We start from the raw sequence: 16,911 nt of genomic DNA on the forward strand, positions 1-16,911 counted from the left end.
ACCCCCGGAGAAGGACTGCGCATCGGCGAGGCTCTGTCCTTGCAGCATCGAGATTGGCATGTCGGGCGGGGAGAGAACCCATTCATCGAGGTGGTGCCGCGCCGGAATCCGCACGGGTTGCGCCAGAAGAGCGGCTACCGCAAGGTATATCTCTCAGACGCCACCGATCGCCTCTACGGCGAATACGTCTGGCAGTTATGCGACCTCGGGATGGCCGCCGCGGTCGACGATATGAACCGCACATCCGTGTTCGTAAACATCAACAGTGGCAGAACCTTTGCGCCACTACATCCAGACACCGTCTACAAGCTGGTCGACCGGTTGCGAAAGCGGCTCGGGACCCGGGTCCCCGCTCGGTGGAGCCCGCATTGGTTTCGCCACACGCACGCCACCGCTCTACTGCTATCGGGCACACCGGTTCATGTGGTCAGCCGGCGGCTCGGTCACCGAGATGTCCAAACAACGTTGAACACGTACGCCTGGGTCACCGAAGACGAAGAGCTCAAGTCGATCGCCGACTGGACACGTGTGACACAGACTTGGAGGGTCCAGCATGGGCAGATTCCGTGATTCGCAGATGGTCGAGGCTCTCCATCGCTCGTCCGAATGCCGTTACGACGAGGACACAAACCTCGCCCTGGTCGATGCGGTACCGGAAGGCCTGCGACTGCTGCATTACACAAGACGCTCGATTCCCGAGGAGTTCCAAGCCTCTTTCGCGTACTACCACGACAAGATCGGTGACATCCACCTCGACGCGCTCCCGGAGCCGATGCAGCGCGAAGTTATCTATGCCATCTGGAGAATCGTCGAATTGGGTGGACGTGTTCCCTGCGCCCCCATGGGCCTTCTGATGAGAGAACTCGCCGTCACTGCGCAGCGTCTCGGCAGGCAGCAGCAGCCGCACCAGAGTTTGATGGTTCGCAATCCAGGCGAGTGGAAGACCGAGCTACGGACGACCTGGGTACAGCGCGAGAAACAACTCCCCAACCTCAACACTCTCCGCACCTATCTGGCGCCGCTGGACCGAGTCTGCAAAATTCTTTGGTTCGCCTACGACCGTGGTACCTGGTGGGAGCGAGAAGTGTGGGATCTGTCCATGGACAGCAGAATTCCTCGACGCGATCACGAACCCGCGTTCAGTACGGCGATTCACTGGCACGCCCTCGAGACGGGTTGGCTGCGCCGGGCAGCAATGTACTACACGAAAATTCTGTTCGAAGCCGGCTCGATCACGTGGTCGACGGCGCACGGACGATTCGACGGATTCCGAGTTTTCGATCTGTATCTCACGGACAAGAACATCACCACACCACGGCTCTGCGACGACCGAAAACACGTGCGGACCGTCATGATGGACTTCCTCAACCGCGAGAAGACGCACGTCGTCAAGGTGGGGAAGAGCAGGGGCAATGTCCGTTCGGACGCATCTGTCTCGTCGATCGCTACGGCCGTGAAAGGCCTATACGTCTACATGTACGACCACGGCGACGTGGCCGCCCAGCTTCTCGCCGAGCCGCGGTGGCGCGATCTGCCCCCTGAGTACGTTCGCTTCTGGATGCCCGGCGATGTCAAGCCGAAAGGTTCATCGCGGCGGCGGTTCGACGAGCGCCACATCATCACCGACGACGTGCTATCCGAGGTAGTCAAGCATGCACACATCATCGGTGATCCTCGCGAGGAAGGCGGTATGGGCGATCCACAAGCGATGCGGATCCTGCTCTTGATGATCGCCACGGGCCGGCGCGTCAACGAAATCTGCATGCTCGACTTCAGCCCCTTGACCCCGGTAGCGCAAAACGGCACAGACGACTCCTCCATCGCCAGGCTCCGCTACCAGCAGACGAAGATCGACGGCGCACCGAATACTATTTTCGTGGACAACGAGGTGGTGCAGATCGTCGCCGAACAGCAACAGTGGCTACTTCAGCACCTGGAGAAGTCAGGCATATCGGATGTCCCCGAATATCTGTTCATCAAGCACCAGAACAATCTGCGAGGCAACCAGCCCTACTACGCAGCGAACTTCCGACAACGCCTGAACAAGCTGGTGAAGACAGCAAAGCTCAATGATCGTGACGGCAACCCGCTGCGCCTGTCCGCTACTCACCGGCTCCGCCACACCAAAGCCACCAAGCTGCTCGATGCCGGTGTTCCCTTGCACGTAGTGCAGAGATATCTCGGACACACCTCACCCGAAATGACCATGATCTACGCGCACACACTGGATTCGACCGCCAAGGCGGAGTTTGTTCGATTCCAGAAGATCACTCGCGACGGCGAAGCCGCCAGGCTGCACGCCGACGAGCTCTATGACCTGATGGCGCTCCAGTCCCGCACCGACCGGGTACTCCCCAACGGATGGTGCACGCTGCCTCCAGCCCAAGCTTGCGACAAGGGAAATGCCTGTCTCACCTGCGACTTGTTCGTCACCGATCAACGCTTCTTACCCGTCCATGAAGACGAGCTACAAGCGGTGGATCTCCTCATCGACAAGCGACAAGCGATGCACAAGGACCAAACGGGTGAGCCGATGTCGGAAGATCATGTCTGGCTGACACTTCGGCGTCGTGAGCAAAGCGCACTGCGGGCCATCGTCGACACTCTCTCGACGGCGACTTCCGCCGAAGCGCATGTAGGAGCCGGAGTCCCAACCCGGGCGGAACAAGACTCCCAACTGCGACGAACGGCAGGCTACTGACATGGCCGGCAATGTGGACAACCTACGCAAGGCCGCCGCCGCAAAGCGGGACGCTGCGACCAAGAGAGCGGAAAAGGGACTCCGGCATGCAATCCGGATTGGCGCACCGACTACCTTCGAAAGTGTCGCCGCTCACGCCGGTGTCTCCAAGAACTTCCTCTACCGCACCCCGGCCCTCCGCGCCCGTATCGAACAGCTACGACGCCAACAAGCCGGCATGAGCCCGGTCGCTCCGTCCCGTCGCCGGCCCGACCGGGGTCTAGCGGAGGATGCCAATAGCATCGTCCTCACGCTCACAGCCAAGCTCGCCGAGGAACGAGAACGCTACCGCCGTGACGTGACTCAGCTCAAAGCGGAGCTATCTGCCGCGCATGGCCGAATCCTTGAGCTCAGTCGCCGCGCCGTGCAACCGCCCGAATGACTGTGGGCAGCGTCATCACGCGCGCCGGGCCAGGCTCCCCCGTGCTGTTGACGCTGCAGCGATCACAACTGATGAACGACCGACGAGTCGCAGTCACACCACCATCGACACGACGCCTGGTGCTGCACTCCGAACAGCAACAGAACGCCCAGCGCCGCGTGTTCGTTGACGACGCGTCGTCAACGGATCCACCAGCACCCAATCACCATTCGCAGCGAAATCACTCCGGATAAGCGGGCAATAAGCACCGCCGTTTCGAGGCCGCGGCCCGAAACGAGGGGCGCTCGGTCACCGAACCCGAGCGTGCGTTGATCAGGCGGCCGAGCTTGGCTTCTTTCGGCCACCTGACTTGCACAGGTCGATGGGGATTTCCGGCTTCGGCTGGCGTTTGTGCTGGTAGTGGATTCGCGGGTCGGGGATATGGGGCACTAATCGGTCGGTAGGATCGCCGGTTGTGGCTGCCTATATCCGCAAGGTTCGGACCGCGTCGGGGGCGACGGCGGTGCAGATCGCCGCGAAGGACGGGGGCCGCCACAAGATCCTTGAGCACCTCGGTTCCGCCCACACCGAGGGCGAGTTGGCGGCACTGTTGCAGGCGGCCCGGGAATAGCTGCAGGCCGGCCAGCAGGAACTCGACCTCCACCTCGGCGGTGGTGGGGAACGCGGATCGGTGATCGCGACGAAACGGTCCCGCTGGCTGATCGAGGCGATCGAGACCGGATGGCGACGCCTGGGTCTCGATGCTGTCGACGACGACGCGTTCTTCCAGCTGGTCCTCGGCCGGCTCGTCGAGCCGACATCGATGAGCGACACCAGCCGGGTCGTCGCCGAGATCGGACTGACCCCGGCCCATCGCAACACCTACGCCAACGCATTGAAGCGTTGCGCCACAAACGATTACCGAGACCGGGTCGCGAAGAAATGTTTCGAGCATGCCGCCGCGACCGGCGGATTGAGCTTGGTGCTCTACGACGTCACCACGCTGTACTTCGAGGCAGAGAAGGAAGACGACCTGCGCAAGGTCGGATATTCGAAGGAACGCAGGGTGGATCCGCAGATCGTGGTAGGCCTGCTCGTCGACCGTACCGGATTCCCCCTCGAGATCGGCTGCTTCGAAGGGAACAAGGCAGAAACCCATACCATCGTCCCGATCGTCCGGCAGTTCCAGGCCCGCCACGACATCGAGGGCGTCGAGATGGTTGTCGCCGCCGGCGCAGGCATGCTCTCCGCCGGCAATCTCAAGGACCTCGACGAGGCCGGACTCAAGTTCATCGTCGGGTCCCGCGTCACCAAAGCCCCCGCCGATCTCGCAAGCCATTTCCATTGGAACGGAAATAGTTTCGCTGACGGACAGATAATCGATACGGTCACTCCCCGGCACGCGAAGGGCACCGTCAGCAACGTCAACAAGCGCACCGAGCCGGTCTGGGACGCGGCCGGATATCCGAAGTCCTGGCGGGCGGTCTGGCAGTACTCGAAACGACGGGCGGTCCGCGACAATCAGACACTCAACGCCCAGGAGGCCCGGGCCAGGGAGGTCGTCGACGGCGGCACAGCTCCGAAGTCGACGCGGTTCGTCAAGACCACCGAGGGCGGCCGCACCCTCGACACCGCATCTCTCGATCGGGCCCGATCATTGGTCGGGTTGAAGGGCTACGTCACCAACATCCCCGCCGCCCTGATGGACCCGGGCGAGGTGATCGGCAAGTATCACGACCTTTGGCATGTCGAGCAGTCGTTCCGCATGTCGAAAACCGACCTACGGGCGCGGCCGATGTTCCACCACACCCGCGACGCGATCGAAGCCCACCTCACGGTCGTGTTCACCGCGCTCGCGGTCGCCCGCTATCTGCAGGCCGAGACCGGAGTCTCGATCGGGCGCATCGTGAAAACCCTGCGCCCGCTACAAGAAATCAGCCTGACCATCGCCGGCCACCCCCACACCGCCGCCGACCCGCTCACCGTCGAAGCCGCAGCCATCCTCACCTCGCTGGAACTACCGACACGTTGACCGGGGCACTAAAACTGTGCAAGTCAGGAACATCAACGGATCACCACTACGCGAAGTGGACCGCGGAGACGACTGGCGGCTGGATGCGCGGCTGCCGACCACACAACAAGCGGTCCGCACTGTATGCGAACAATGACCTCGACCGAGGGCATATGGAACGGCGCCGCGATCCTGCCTGAGGCCTGGCAACGATCGCTGAGCGGGCCAACGCCGAGACGCTGCACTACACGGTGTCCGCGCCGCAGACCGCGCGCTGAGGCGTTGACGCGCTCATTCATCGCCCAGTTCAACAGCTTCGCAAGAGTGCTCCGGTGCCCTTCATCGGTCAGTACGGGTTTGCCACGACAAGTTCCTCTGCTGGATACTTGGTAATTACGACAGGGCCGTCATCGGTAATGACCACCTCTTCCTCGATTCGGGCTGCCGAGTACCCGTCCGTTGCAGGACAATAGGTTTCCACTGCAAAGACCATGCCCGTCTTGATTTCGACCGGATCGCGGTAGCTGTTCAATCGGGAAATGATCGGCCGTTCGTGCAGGCCAAGGCCGAGCCCGTGGCAGAACTGCAAGCCGAAGGCAGAGAGCTCGTCGTCGAAGCCGAGTGATTCGGCAGTCGGGAAAAGCGACGCGATCTCATCGGACCCCACGCCGGGGCGGATCGCGGCAATTGCGGTGTCCATCCATTCCCGCGCTCGCCCGTACGCTGCACGTTGCGGGGCGGTGGATCTCCCTACGCTGAAGGTGCGGTAGTAACACGTTCGATATCCATTGAAGGAATGAATGATATCGAAGAATGCCTGATCTCCGGGCCGAATAATGCGGTCTGTGAAGTTGTGGGGGTGCGGGTTGCAACGTTCACCGGAGATGGCGTTGACCGCCTCGACCTGGTCTGATCCGTACTCGTACAGCTTCTTGGCGGCTAAGGCTACGATTTCGTTCTCGCGGACCCCAGGTTTGAGTGCTTCGACGATGTCTTGATACACCCCATCCACCATTGCGGCAGCTTGGTTGAGCAGCATGATCTCGTCGATATTCTTGATTTCGCGAGCATCAAGCATGTACTGCTGGGCGTCGACGACCTGGAGGCCCTGCCGTTGCATCTCGAACAAGAACGGGGGCTCGATGATGTCGACGCCTACCGGTAAATTTTCGAGACCTAGGTCGATGAGCATGCCCCTGATTTGGGTCACGGCGTCTGCCATGAGGCCTGCGCGGGGCGAGACTGCACCGCGGAATCCTAGGAAGCCGGGATGGTTGTGGTCCTGCTTCAACCACTTCGAGTGCAGCTGATGATGTTTCACTGCTGATCCGAAGTCCCATAAGTGCGGTTCGCCAGTGCGGGTGAGTAGCGCGTAGCGGATCATTTTGTCGCCGAGCGCGCCGCCAACCCAGGACGAGGTGGTGTAGCGGATGTTGTAGAAGTCGAAGAGTAAAAAGGCGCCGCACTCACTCGCCTCAAGCGCCGCGTTTGCGCGCGCGAGGCGGTAGTCGCGCAATCGCGGGAAGTCGACGCGCGTCTCGTAGTCGACACCCATGTGGCCAGGTGCTGAAAGCAGCGGGGAACTTCTTGAAACCTCGACCATGTGAAGTCTCCAATTTAGTAGTCACATTCAACCAGTCCGAATGTGTAGCTATTCGCAATCGCAATTGCGATCTTTTGCATTCGTCGATCCGAATGGGCCACTGCGCTTATTTCGCAAGTTTAGTCCCTTACAGGGCGTTACGCCGATTGAGAATCCTTTTCGTATAAGATCGGGATCGATTGATGCGTAGAAGTCGAACTTCGCCGCTTCGCGTCAGCGGGCATCAGGCCTTGGACGAATCTGACAACCGTGCGCATGCTCGCAGAGAACATGCCGATCATATGCGTACAATCATGAGCCGACGCTCCGTAGAGATCTGATTCTGAGAAGTTCATACTAATCCTTTGCCAGTGCTATTTGATGAAATTCAGTCAACCATGAGATTGATTTGCAGAACGAAACTGGGCTGGCATGAATAAAATCAACCGTTGAATAGTGAGATCGGACCTGGGGCGGACCGATCTCACTCGCTGACGGGAGAAAGCCGATACAGGCGTCCAACCATCTACTTCGCTAGCTCACCCTTCGCGGTCTCTCGAACACCGAGCAACAAGGTGGCCGCTCCGATCAGTCCGCAGGCACCGGCCCACAGCGCGACCGGTACGAGGCTGTTGTACCGGTTTACCACCTCGGCCGCGACGGACGGGCCGAAACTGATTGCGATCAGGCCGACGTTGAGGCCCAAAGCAGAACCCGTGTAGCGGACGGGACGGGGCATCAATTCCACCGTGACCAAATAAGTTGTGGCGATGGTGACACCGTTCACAAGGTAGTAGCCGAGAAGGATAATTCCTAAGATTGCCAAACTCTGCGTGTTCTGTAGAGCCCAGAAAAGCGGGTACGCCAGTACCGCAAGGGTGACGTATCCAGCCAGCATCACATGCCTTCTGCCAAATCGATCGGACAATGAACCGACGAACGGGAATGCCAACAGCGCTAGCGAAATGACGACTGCCATCATCCAGTAATACGGTTGCACATCGAAACCCCGTACCGAGATGAAGAAGGTCGGAAAGTAAGCCAGCACCAATGTAGACGTTCCGAAGGTGGCAAAAGTCAGAAACGCAGCTTGAAATACCTGCACCAAGTTCTGGGATAAGACCTGCCGGAGCGGGCTTTTCACAACTTTCTGTGAGGCCATCTCCAAAAATTCTGGCGAGTCCTCGAGCTTCAGGCGGAAAAAGGTGCACAACAACGTGATCGGAGCGACAACAAGGAACGGGATTCGCCACCCCCACGCCGACATCTGTTCGGACGAAAGTACGAGAGTGGTAAGTCCGACAACGATCGCAGCGGCCGCGTAGCCACCTGTCGTGCCCATCGGAGTGAAAGATGTGAAGAAACCTCGACGCCCGGCCGGTGCGGACTCTGCAGTGTAGGACGCCGCCCCTGCGACCTCGCCGCCGGCGCAGAACCCCTGAAGCGCCCGCAAGACAAGAAGACCGATCGGAGCGAAAATCCCGATGGTGGCGTAACTGGGCAAGAGTCCAATCGCCGTGGTACACACCCCCATCGCCAGGACAGTGATGATGAGCGCTTTGCTTCGCCCATGCCTGTCGCCCATTCGCCCGAAGTACCAGCCTCCGATCGGGCGGACGAGATAGCCGACGGCAAATGCGCCCATGGTGGCTAGTACACCGACCGCGGGACGGTCGCTGGGAAAGAAGTGCTGGGCGATGTAAACCGCCACGAATCCGTAAATCGCGAAGTCGAAATATTCGACGAGCGACCCCAGTCCTCCTGCAATGGCTGCGCGCATCGGTTTGGCCGGAGACGGACGTGCGGGTGCCCGCGTCAAACCGTCGTTGTAACCACCGGGTATCGAACTCACAGAAGGTCCTTTCAAGAGGTTGTCGCACTCGACTGGGCAGCCGGCGAAGGACAACGTCGTCCGACGTGCGTCTTTGCGGGGCCAGCGCCCGGTGTGCGATGGATGGGAACAGGGGGCTCTTGAGGCCCCTGATGCTCGGCTCGTGCAGTTTCACGTCTGCGAGCAAGACTGCCTACGGCATGGCGAGCCTTTGCGGAAGGTGTGGGGCTCCTCTCTCGGAAACCACACTGTGGTGCAGGTCTCCCTCAGAGGCTATCAGCGGTAGCAATCGATTGCAATATAAATTGAGCAGCGGTGTCCGTCTCCGACCAGGCGCTGAGAAGTGCGTTGTCACATGACGATTTGTAGCGGACTGTGCAGGATGTCGAGAAACACCTTCATCCATTCGGCAGCTACCGCACCGTCGACCGGACGGTGGTCGACGGACAGCGTGACGCGTAGAACCGATGCCACCGCGACTTCTCCCTCGATGACCACAGGTTCGGAGCGAGCGGCCCCGACTGCGAGTGTCGCTGCGTGCGGTGGATTGATGATCGCCGAAAACTCTTCGGTGCCGTACATGCCCAGATTCGAGATGCTCAGCGAGCCGCCTTCGAGTTCGTGTTGCCCGAGCTTCCCGGAGCGGGCCCTTTCCGCCAGATCACGGGTTTGCGCAGAGACTGCCGAGAGGCCGCGGTTGGCGACGTCTCGTACCACCGGGGTCATCAGTCCTCGATCAGATGCCACGGCGATTGCGATGTCGACTTTGCCGAAGGAGCGTACTGCGTCGTCGAGCCAGATGACATTCATCGCGGGTACTGAAACATGGGCTCGTGCAGCTGCTTTTATGATCAGGTCGTTGACCGAGACCTTCACATCGCCGACGTCGTTGAGCTGCCGGCGAAGCGCTAACAAGGCGTCGACTCGGGCGCTGCCACGTACGTAGAAGTGGGGCGCGTTCTGCTTGCTCAAGGTCAGTAGCGAGGCGATGGACTTGCGCATGCGAGAGTGCGGGGTGTCGGTGAACGCTTCCCGCTCGGTGACCGTCCCCCGTGACGTCTCGGCTGCTTCTCCGCCGGAGGAGCTACGGCCATCAGCGGTCTCCGCGGTGGATGTGGCTGCGGTTGTGTCGGCGTCGGTCCTTTCGGAGGCGGACGACGTGGCCGTTCGAGGCGACGTACCTGCGTTCAGCAGTGCGATGATGTCCCTCTTGACAATGCGGCCGCCAGGTCCGGTACCCGAAACTGCGCTGAGGTCCAGGTTTGCCTCTCGGGCCAGGCGGCGTACGAGGGGGGTGACGAACTGCCGTTGGGTGCTGGTTCCGCGGTCACCACCTGGTGAGGAAACGTCGGCATCGTGACTGCTCGCGGCGGTAACCTCGACCTGCATGTCCTGGTTGGAGGCGTTGTCGAAGTTCTCCTCCGCACTTATACCGAGATCGCGTAGCGCTTGGTCGAGATCGGATACGGTTTCGCCGGGGTGCCCTGTCAGCGCGATGGGAGCTCCCACTTCCACCGTGCTTCCTGGCGTGACGAGATACCGCAGGATGACGCCGGCGGCTTCGGCTTCGATGTCGATGTTGGCCTTGTCGGTCTCTACGGTCGCGATGGCCTCGTCCGCTGTGAAGTCGACGTTTTCCGCGACCTGCCATTCGGACAGAACCGCGTCGGTGGCATTGGCCGCCACCCCGGGCATTCTGAGCAGTGCGGGCATATCAGGCCTCCGTAATTCGGACGAGCTCAGCGGCAATCTCTTCGGACTGCGCGATAGCAGCGCGTTCGAGAACCTTGCTGATGCTGGGTGAGGCTTCGCCTCCGGTCACACGCTCGACCGGATGATCGAGCCAATCGAACAAACGGCGTTGGATCTCATCGGCCAGCCATCCGCCGTACGACGTACCTATCGCACCTTGCTCCGCGATGACGACGCGATTGGTCTTGCGCACACTTTCTCCGATGGTGTCCCAGTCGAGGGATTCGCGGTCCAACCACCGCAGGTCGATCAGATCCGCGTCATGGTTTCCTTCGTCTATCGCCTGGAGGCAATAATTGGTCATTGCCAGGTAGGAAATGACCGTGACCGCTGATCCGGTACGGCGAAGTGCGGCCTTACCGACCGGCAGGTGGAAATCGAAGTCGTCGACGGGGGCGTCGCTGATGGAGTTGTACAAGCCCACGTGCTCGAGGACGACGACGGGGTCGTTGCAGGCCAATGCGGTGTTCATGAGGCCGACGTAGTCGAAAGCCGTCGAAGGTGCAACGATGCGCCAACCCGGTTGTGTGGCAAATACCCCTGCGGGGTCCATCGAGTGTTGAGATCCGTATCCGGTGCCCATGGCTATCTTGCTGCGGAGCACGAACGGCACATCGTTGTCCCCGCCGAACATGTGGCGTGCTTTACCGATTTGATTGAAAAGTTGGTCGGCGGCTACCCACATGAAGTCGGCGTACATGAATTCGACGATCGGCTTGTAACGCCCGTCGAGGGCCATCCCACCACCAAGACCTGTGAAGGCGTTTTCGCTGATCGGTGTGCCCAGCGTGCGGTCCGGGAAGCGGTCGGACAACCCTCGGGTGGCGCCGTTGGTGCCGCCGTTCAATCGATGGATGTCCTCGCCCATGATGACCACCGTGGGGTCGGTTTCCATCCGCCGGTTCAGCACTGCAGCGATGGATTCGACGAACTTCGATTCGGTGGTGGCACCGCTGAAACCGTCACGATCGACGAAGGTCACCTCACCGAGCTCCGAGAGGTCCCCGCGTACACCCACATCGACGAAGTCGGGGTCGGGCCACTCGTTGGATTTGATTCGGCGCGCCCCGGGTTTCCCACCGGGCACCGGCTCGAGGAGTTCGTCTCCCAGCTCGGCCATCATGGTCTTGGTCCGGTCGACGAGCTTCTCGATCACGCCGGAGTCGAGAATTTCTCGCCGCTCCAACTGACCGGACAGTTGCTTGATCGGGTCACGGTCGCGGTACGCCTTCTCCTCCGCCTTGCCGCGGTACCCGAACGCACTGCCAGGAAACGCTCCGTTCTGGTGGAAGTAGCGGTAAACGTCGACTTCGACGATGGCCGGCCCGTTTCCGGCTCGCATGTGGGCGCACGCTTCCTGCGTTGCCAGATACGTTGCCAAGACATCCATCCCGTCGACTTTCCAGCTGGCGATGTTGAATCCGAGACCCCGGGCGGACAGCCGCGGTTCCCCGGTCGACTCTTCGACGTTGGTCGAGACCGCGTACCGGTTGTTCTCGATGAAGAAGCACAGCGGCAGTTTCCACGCAGAAGCGAGATTCATCGTTTCGAGGGTCGAACCGATGTTGATCGCACCGTCGCCGAAGTACGTCACGGCCACCGCGTCGCCACCGCTGTGGCGGTTGGCCCAGGCATATCCCGCAGCCAAAGGCACACCACCGCCGACAATGGCATTGGTTCCGATCGCTCCGGCTTCACGCCACTGAAGGTGCATCGAACCGCCGCGGCCCCGGCAGAACCCGCGGGACAATCCGCAGATTTCCGCCAAGCTCCGCATCATCACCGTCCGGATGTCGTCGGCGAATTCTTCGGTGGGGTCCACGCCCGTTGGCGCGACGTGGTGCAGCGCCTTCGCCAGAAACTGATGATGCCCTCGATGCGATCCATTGACCGAATCCGCAGACGTCAAGGCCAGCACCGAACCGACGGCGCCGCCTTCCTGCCCTATCGAGGAGTGGGCAGGGCCGTGAATCAATCCTTGCCCAGCCAGGTCGAGGACGTATTCCTCGAAGCCGCGGATCAAGATCATCTGCGTAAGCATCGCTTTGAGCAAGTTCGGATCGGCGGCGTCCCAGTCCTCCTGGGTCGAATGGACCTCCACCCATGGGGCGGCCGGATGTAGCGGCGTGTGCGTACTCACGGATAGGACTCCAAAGTGTCGGTTGCGGCGGAGGTCACAACATAACCAATTTTATGGATCCATTTCAAGGCTTGACCGACGCCCTTCGTCGATAAATACTTCAAATAGTCATCATAATGTCAACATTGGAGTATGTAATGAACGTGGCGAACGCGTCCGGACTGCCAGGATTCCGACGTTTCGATCATGTCGGCATCACGGTGCCCGACCTGGCCGAAGCGACGTCGTTCCTCGTCGACGTGCTGGGTTGCGAGTACTTGTACACGCTGGGCCCGATACGAGACGACGAGGGCGAGTGGATGACCGAACATCTCGACGTTCACCCCCGCGCGGTCGTGCCCTCTCTGAAATTCTTCCGATTCGGCGACTCCGCAGTACTCGAAGTTTTCGAATATCGTTCGCCGGACCAAAACATCGTCCCGCCCCGCAACAGTGACGTGGGTGGGCACCATATCGCGCTTTACGTGGACAACCTGGACGCGGCGGTCGACCACCTACGAGCGCATGGTGTGACGGTTCTGGGCGAACCCACGGTCAGCACAGGCCCGCACCTGGGTCAACGATGGATCTACTTCTTGGCGCCCTGGGGCATGCAGTTCGAACTGGTTTCCTATCCCAACGGCAAAGCATTCTTTCGCCCAGACTGGACACCATGAATGCATCTGCACCACATTCCTCCGTCAAAACACCGGTCAGCGCGGCCAGTGAGCGAGTGGCGGAGTACCTGCGCGTCGCTATTCTCTCCGGTGCGATCGGACCGGGGGAACGAATTCGGCAAGAAGACATCGCCGAACGCTTCGGCACCAGCAGGCTTCCGGTGCGTGAGGCTCTGAGAATGCTCGACGCCGAGGGTCTGACCGACACCCAATCGAACAAGGGATCGCGCGTGCCGTTCCTGGGCGCGCACGAAGTCGACGTGGTCTACCGAATGCGTGAAGCGTTGGAGCCTCTGGCACTCGCCGAAAGCATTTCCCTGCTCGACGTCGACACATTGGCGCAGCTCACTGACATCCAGGAACAGATCGAACACAACGCTCGGACAAGTGCAGATGTACAGCGATTTCTCGAACTCGACCGCACATTCCACCTCGCCACCTATTCGGCATGCACCGTAGAGCCCCTGGCCTCAACAGTGGTGCGGTTATGGAACACCTCGCAGCATTATCGGCGCGCCTACGTCGAATTGTCCGGCGCCGAACGCATGTGGATCGTGAACGCCGAACACCGCCTCATCCTCGACGCCATCGAACGCCGCGATGCCGATGACGCAGTCAACACCTTGCGGGGTCACATTCGCCGTACCCGCGTCGAACTCGCCGGCCATCCCGAAATCTTCCGACCCGATCACTGACCACACCGAAAGACCTCATGACTTCCTTGCATCCCCGCCCTCACACTCACACCGATTCGAAAGTCCGAACGGCCGAACAACGAGCAGAGCGCGTGCCGGACGCCTCGCGCGTGGGCGCGACGACAGCTTCCGCGAATGTCCACACTGGGGCGGACTTACTTCGCCGACGCTTCGAGCGCGCGTTGACCGCAGCGTTGACCGCAGGTCACCGTCCCACCGCCGGCGATCACCTCGGCTCCCGGGCATTCGAGATCGTCACGCGCATCGCCGATGAGCATCCGGAAGCCGACCACAGACTAATTATCGACGCGTACAATATTTTCCGAACCGAAAACCCCTGACTTCGAGCGCACCCGAGCGGTTGGGGGTTACCCGAGAACTTGTGTTGCGATCGATGCGTGGCCAGGGGCGGCGGATGATGTACGAATCACCAGTTCGGGTTCCAACTGAACGGTGGTCGGCGGATTGTCGTGTGCGTCCAGCTGGCTCAACATCGTCGCCGCTACCTGACGTCCAAGGGCGCTACTGGGGAGTCGGACCGTGGTCAGTGGTGGCGCCAGGTGCGCAGTCAGCGGTGCATCGTTGTACCCGACCACGGACACGTCACCCGGGCAGCTCAATCCGGCGTCGGCGAGCGCCTGGAGCGCCCCGACTGCCATCGAATCATTGTGCGCAAAGATCGCAGTCGGCCTTTGCGCCTCATCTATCAGCAGGGCAGCGGTGAGCCGCCTGCCTTCGGCAGTCGTCGGCTCCATCGCCGCGTCGTCGGAACCGACCTCGGTGTACCCGCTCTCCGCGATAACCCGACGAAAACCGAGTGTGCGTCCGGCGAACGACGACACGTCCTGCGGCCCCTGAAGCTGCGCGAGTTTGCGATGGCCCAGGTCAACCAGGTGCCCGATCAACTGCCGCGCCCCCAGGACATCATCGTGGGTAACCGTGTGGTGACCACCGCCCGTAACCCGACGCACGGCCAGAACCACGGGCACCGACTCCTCTAGGGTGGAAATGAACACGTCGTCGTCGACATGGGCTGCGCTGATGACAATTCCGTCGACGCGGCGGGCGATCATTTGCTCGCAGACCCTATGGAACGTTTCGGGATTCTCGTGTGTTTCCGACACGGCAATCAGGTAGCCTCGCGGGCCCAGAACTTCTTCCAACCCTCGCAACATCGGGGGGAGGAAGGGATTGCCGAGATCCGCAACTACCGCCCCTATCATGCCGGTACTACCCTTGCGCAGGCTGCGCGCGAGCACATTGATTCTGTAACCCAGTTCCTCGGCCACGCTCTCGATGCGCAGGCGGGTCTCGGTATTGACCAGCTGACGACGGTTGGGGTCGAGGGCCCTTGATGCGGTGGCCACGTGGACACCCGCTCGAACGGCAACATCTTTGAGGGTGACGTCCGACATGGGCCTCCTTGTTTGCCGACGCCTCGCTAGCGACGCCTTAGTTACCAACGCGCTGACTACTACCAGCGCACGCCGTTCGACTCGTACGGACACATCGTAATGCCAATGCAACTGTTTGCACAGTTGGCTGCCGAGACCGCCCTACCATCATTGACAGGTCCTGCTAAGCGCCCTACGCTCATTAGCAATCGATTGCATCCATCAGGTCCATTAGGTGGTGTTGACAACACCTCTGTGTCCACGACAGTTCGATCGAACGGAATCAGCGCATGCCCCATTCCTTTGCTCCCGCTAATCTTGCACATCAGCTCTTCATCGGCGGCGCGTGGCGCGATGCCAGCGATGGCAGCGTGTTCGAGGTACGCGATCCCGCCAACGGCGAGGTGATCACCCAGGTAGCAAGTGCGTCCACCGAGGACGCCATTGCTGCTGTCGAAGCCGCGGAATCTGCTGGACCGCAGTGGGCGTCCATCGCTCCACGCGAGCGTGCGACCGTACTCCTACGCGCGTTTTCTGCGATGACCGCACGCAGTGACGAATTGGCCGAATTGATTGTCCGAGAGAACGGTAAGTCGTGGGCAGACGCCGCATCCGAGGTTGCCTATGCTGCGGAGTTCTTTCGCTGGTACGCCGAGGGGGTCCCGCGTATCGCCGGGCATGTACAAATTGCGCCCGGTGGCGATAAACGAATCATGGTCTTACAGCAGCCTATCGGTACGGCAGTGCTCGTCACTCCGTGGAACTTTCCGGCAGCCATGGCGACCCGGAAAATTGCGCCTGCACTCGCCGCTGGTTGTCCGGTAGTACTCAAGCCTGCATCGGACACGCCGTTGACCGCACTGGCTATCGCTGCGTTGTTGGCAGAAGCGGGAGTGCCAGACGGCGTTGTGAACGTCGTGCCTGCGCGTCGCTCCGGCCCGGTGGTGGCGGCCATGATCGCGCATCCGGCAACCCGAAAGCTGTCTTTCACCGGATCCACGGAGGTGGGCCGATCGTTGTTGCACGGTGCCGCTGACAACATCCTCAGTGTCTCGATGGAGTTGGGAGGCAACGCACCTTTGTTGGTGTTCGACGACGCCGATCTCGGTTCAGCCGTTGAAGGAGCGGTGATCGCCAAGATGCGAAACGGCGGACAGTCGTGCATCGCCGCCAACCGTTTGATTGTGCAGGCCGGTATCTATACGGAGTTCGCCGAACGGCTCGCTGCCGCGATGGAACAGATGCCGATAGGTCCCGGAATGGACCGGCAGATGCAGGTGGGCGCGATGATCAATGAGGCTGCCGTAGACGAGATGGCGGACTTGGTGACCCAGAGTGTCGATGCCGGAGCCCACATCGTGACCGGCGGTAAAGCCGATGGTGGTCCAGGTGCCTTCTATCCGCCGACCGTGCTCACTGACGTCGAGCCCGGAAATCCCATCCTTGATCGCGAAATATTCGGTCCTATAGCGCCTTTGACGAAGTTCGATACCGAGGAGCAGGGCATCGCGTTGGCCAATGCCACCCCGTTCGGTCTCGCGTCCTACGTGTTCACCGCAGACCTCTCTCGCGCATTGCGGGTTGCGGAGGCGCTGGACGCAGGAATGGTCGGTATCAACCGGGGTCTGATATCGGACCCCGCCGCGCCATTCGGTGGAGTCAAGCACAGTGGCCTCGGTCGCGAGGGCGGCAGCGAGGGCATTCACGAATTCTTGGAAACCAAATACATCGCAGTCGACTGGTAAGGAC

Annotated in this window: 12 protein-coding genes and 1 pseudogene; 8 read left to right on the forward strand and 5 right to left on the reverse strand. The window is 60.9% G+C overall.

Translation table 11 applies throughout. The features are described 5' to 3' along the window. From AZG88_RS04490 to AZG88_RS04505, 4 genes and pseudogenes are all read left to right on the forward strand, one after another. Positions 1-570: tyrosine-type recombinase/integrase (locus AZG88_RS04490; protein WP_156517418.1), on the forward strand; the 570-nt coding region annotated here is incomplete at its 5' end. Positions 571-577: 7 nt separating this feature from the next. Then, positions 578-2,701, forward strand: coding sequence for a tyrosine-type recombinase/integrase (locus tag AZG88_RS04495; RefSeq protein ID WP_197487773.1), 2,124 nt, complete (start codon positions 578-580; stop codon positions 2,699-2,701). A gap of 1 nt (position 2,702) precedes the next feature. After that, a complete protein-coding gene (locus tag AZG88_RS04500; protein ID WP_061697036.1) occupies positions 2,703-3,122 on the forward strand; it encodes a DUF6262 family protein in 420 nt (139 codons plus the stop codon). A gap of 454 nt (positions 3,123-3,576) precedes the next feature. Further along, positions 3,577-5,133: pseudogene (locus AZG88_RS04505) on the forward strand (IS1634 family transposase). 325 nt (positions 5,134-5,458) lie between these two features. Here AZG88_RS04505 and AZG88_RS04510 read toward each other — a convergent pair. The 4 genes from AZG88_RS04510 to AZG88_RS04525 form a co-directional block, all read right to left on the reverse strand. Continuing rightward, entirely contained in the window at positions 5,459-6,715 is a 1,257-nt protein-coding gene (locus AZG88_RS04510) for a M24 family metallopeptidase (RefSeq protein WP_061697037.1), read from the reverse strand. Between the two features lie 505 nt (positions 6,716-7,220). Then, positions 7,221-8,546 carry an MFS transporter gene (locus AZG88_RS04515; protein WP_231913808.1) on the reverse strand — a complete coding sequence of 442 codons (1,326 nt, stop codon included), beginning with the start codon at positions 8,544-8,546 and terminating at the stop codon, positions 7,221-7,223. A gap of 330 nt (positions 8,547-8,876) precedes the next feature. Next, a complete protein-coding gene (locus AZG88_RS04520; protein WP_061697039.1) occupies positions 8,877-10,238 on the reverse strand; it encodes a dihydrolipoamide acetyltransferase family protein in 1,362 nt (453 codons plus the stop codon). A 1-nt stretch (position 10,239) separates the two neighbouring features. Beyond that, complete coding sequence (locus tag AZG88_RS04525) at positions 10,240-12,417, reverse strand: alpha-ketoacid dehydrogenase subunit alpha/beta (protein WP_061697040.1); 2,178 nt, start codon at positions 12,415-12,417, stop codon at positions 10,240-10,242. A 137-nt stretch (positions 12,418-12,554) separates the two neighbouring features. Between AZG88_RS04525 and AZG88_RS04530 the strand changes: the two genes are divergently transcribed. The 3 genes from AZG88_RS04530 to AZG88_RS51480 all read left to right on the forward strand — a co-directional run bounded on the left by AZG88_RS04530 (position 12,555) and on the right by AZG88_RS51480 (position 14,109). Further along, positions 12,555-13,073, forward strand: coding sequence for a VOC family protein (locus tag AZG88_RS04530; protein WP_061697041.1), 519 nt, complete (start codon positions 12,555-12,557; stop codon positions 13,071-13,073). Beyond that, the gene (locus tag AZG88_RS04535; RefSeq protein ID WP_061697042.1) at positions 13,070-13,768 is read left to right on the forward strand and encodes a GntR family transcriptional regulator; all 699 of its coding nucleotides are present in this window, start codon (positions 13,070-13,072) and stop codon (positions 13,766-13,768) included. The genes AZG88_RS04530 and AZG88_RS04535 overlap by 4 nt, the downstream gene beginning before the upstream one ends. A 92-nt stretch (positions 13,769-13,860) precedes the next feature. Next, positions 13,861-14,109 (forward strand): hypothetical protein, encoded by a 249-nt coding sequence (locus tag AZG88_RS51480; RefSeq protein WP_156517419.1) that lies wholly within the window; start codon positions 13,861-13,863, stop codon positions 14,107-14,109. Between the two features lie 27 nt (positions 14,110-14,136). On the opposite strand, the gene AZG88_RS04540 is transcribed toward AZG88_RS51480, so the two are convergent. Beyond that, positions 14,137-15,183, reverse strand: a complete 1,047-nt coding sequence (locus AZG88_RS04540; RefSeq protein ID WP_061697043.1) for a LacI family DNA-binding transcriptional regulator — start codon at positions 15,181-15,183, stop codon at positions 14,137-14,139. Positions 15,184-15,452: 269 nt separating this feature from the next. Between AZG88_RS04540 and AZG88_RS04545 the strand changes: the two genes are divergently transcribed. After that, on the forward strand, positions 15,453-16,907 hold the full coding sequence (locus AZG88_RS04545) for an NAD-dependent succinate-semialdehyde dehydrogenase (protein ID WP_061697044.1): 1,455 nt from the start codon (positions 15,453-15,455) through the stop codon (positions 16,905-16,907). The last annotated feature ends 4 nt before the right edge of the window (positions 16,908-16,911 follow it).

This window comes from Rhodococcus sp. LB1, from assembly GCF_001583455.1.
GTDB classification, from domain to species: Bacteria; Actinomycetota; Actinomycetes; order Mycobacteriales; family Mycobacteriaceae; genus Rhodococcus_F; species Rhodococcus_F opacus.

What these genes read in the sequence shown, in the direction of transcription:
- AZG88_RS04510 (WP_061697037.1), bottom strand. Translation starts at nt 6,715, where the DNA reads ATGGTCGAGGTTTCAAGAAGTTCCCCGCTGCTTTCAGCACCTGGCCAC.
- AZG88_RS04545 (WP_061697044.1), top strand. Translation starts at nt 15,453, where the DNA reads ATGCCCCATTCCTTTGCTCCCGCTAATCTTGCACATCAGCTCTTCATC.
- AZG88_RS04495 (WP_197487773.1), top strand. Translation starts at nt 578, where the DNA reads ATGGTCGAGGCTCTCCATCGCTCGTCCGAATGCCGTTACGACGAGGAC.
- AZG88_RS04535 (WP_061697042.1), top strand. Translation starts at nt 13,070, where the DNA reads ATGAATGCATCTGCACCACATTCCTCCGTCAAAACACCGGTCAGCGCG.
- AZG88_RS04520 (WP_061697039.1), bottom strand. Translation starts at nt 10,238, where the DNA reads ATGCCCGCACTGCTCAGAATGCCCGGGGTGGCGGCCAATGCCACCGAC.
- AZG88_RS04530 (WP_061697041.1), top strand. Translation starts at nt 12,555, where the DNA reads ATGAACGTGGCGAACGCGTCCGGACTGCCAGGATTCCGACGTTTCGAT.
- AZG88_RS04500 (WP_061697036.1), top strand. Translation starts at nt 2,703, where the DNA reads ATGGCCGGCAATGTGGACAACCTACGCAAGGCCGCCGCCGCAAAGCGG.
- AZG88_RS04540 (WP_061697043.1), bottom strand. Translation starts at nt 15,183, where the DNA reads ATGTCGGACGTCACCCTCAAAGATGTTGCCGTTCGAGCGGGTGTCCAC.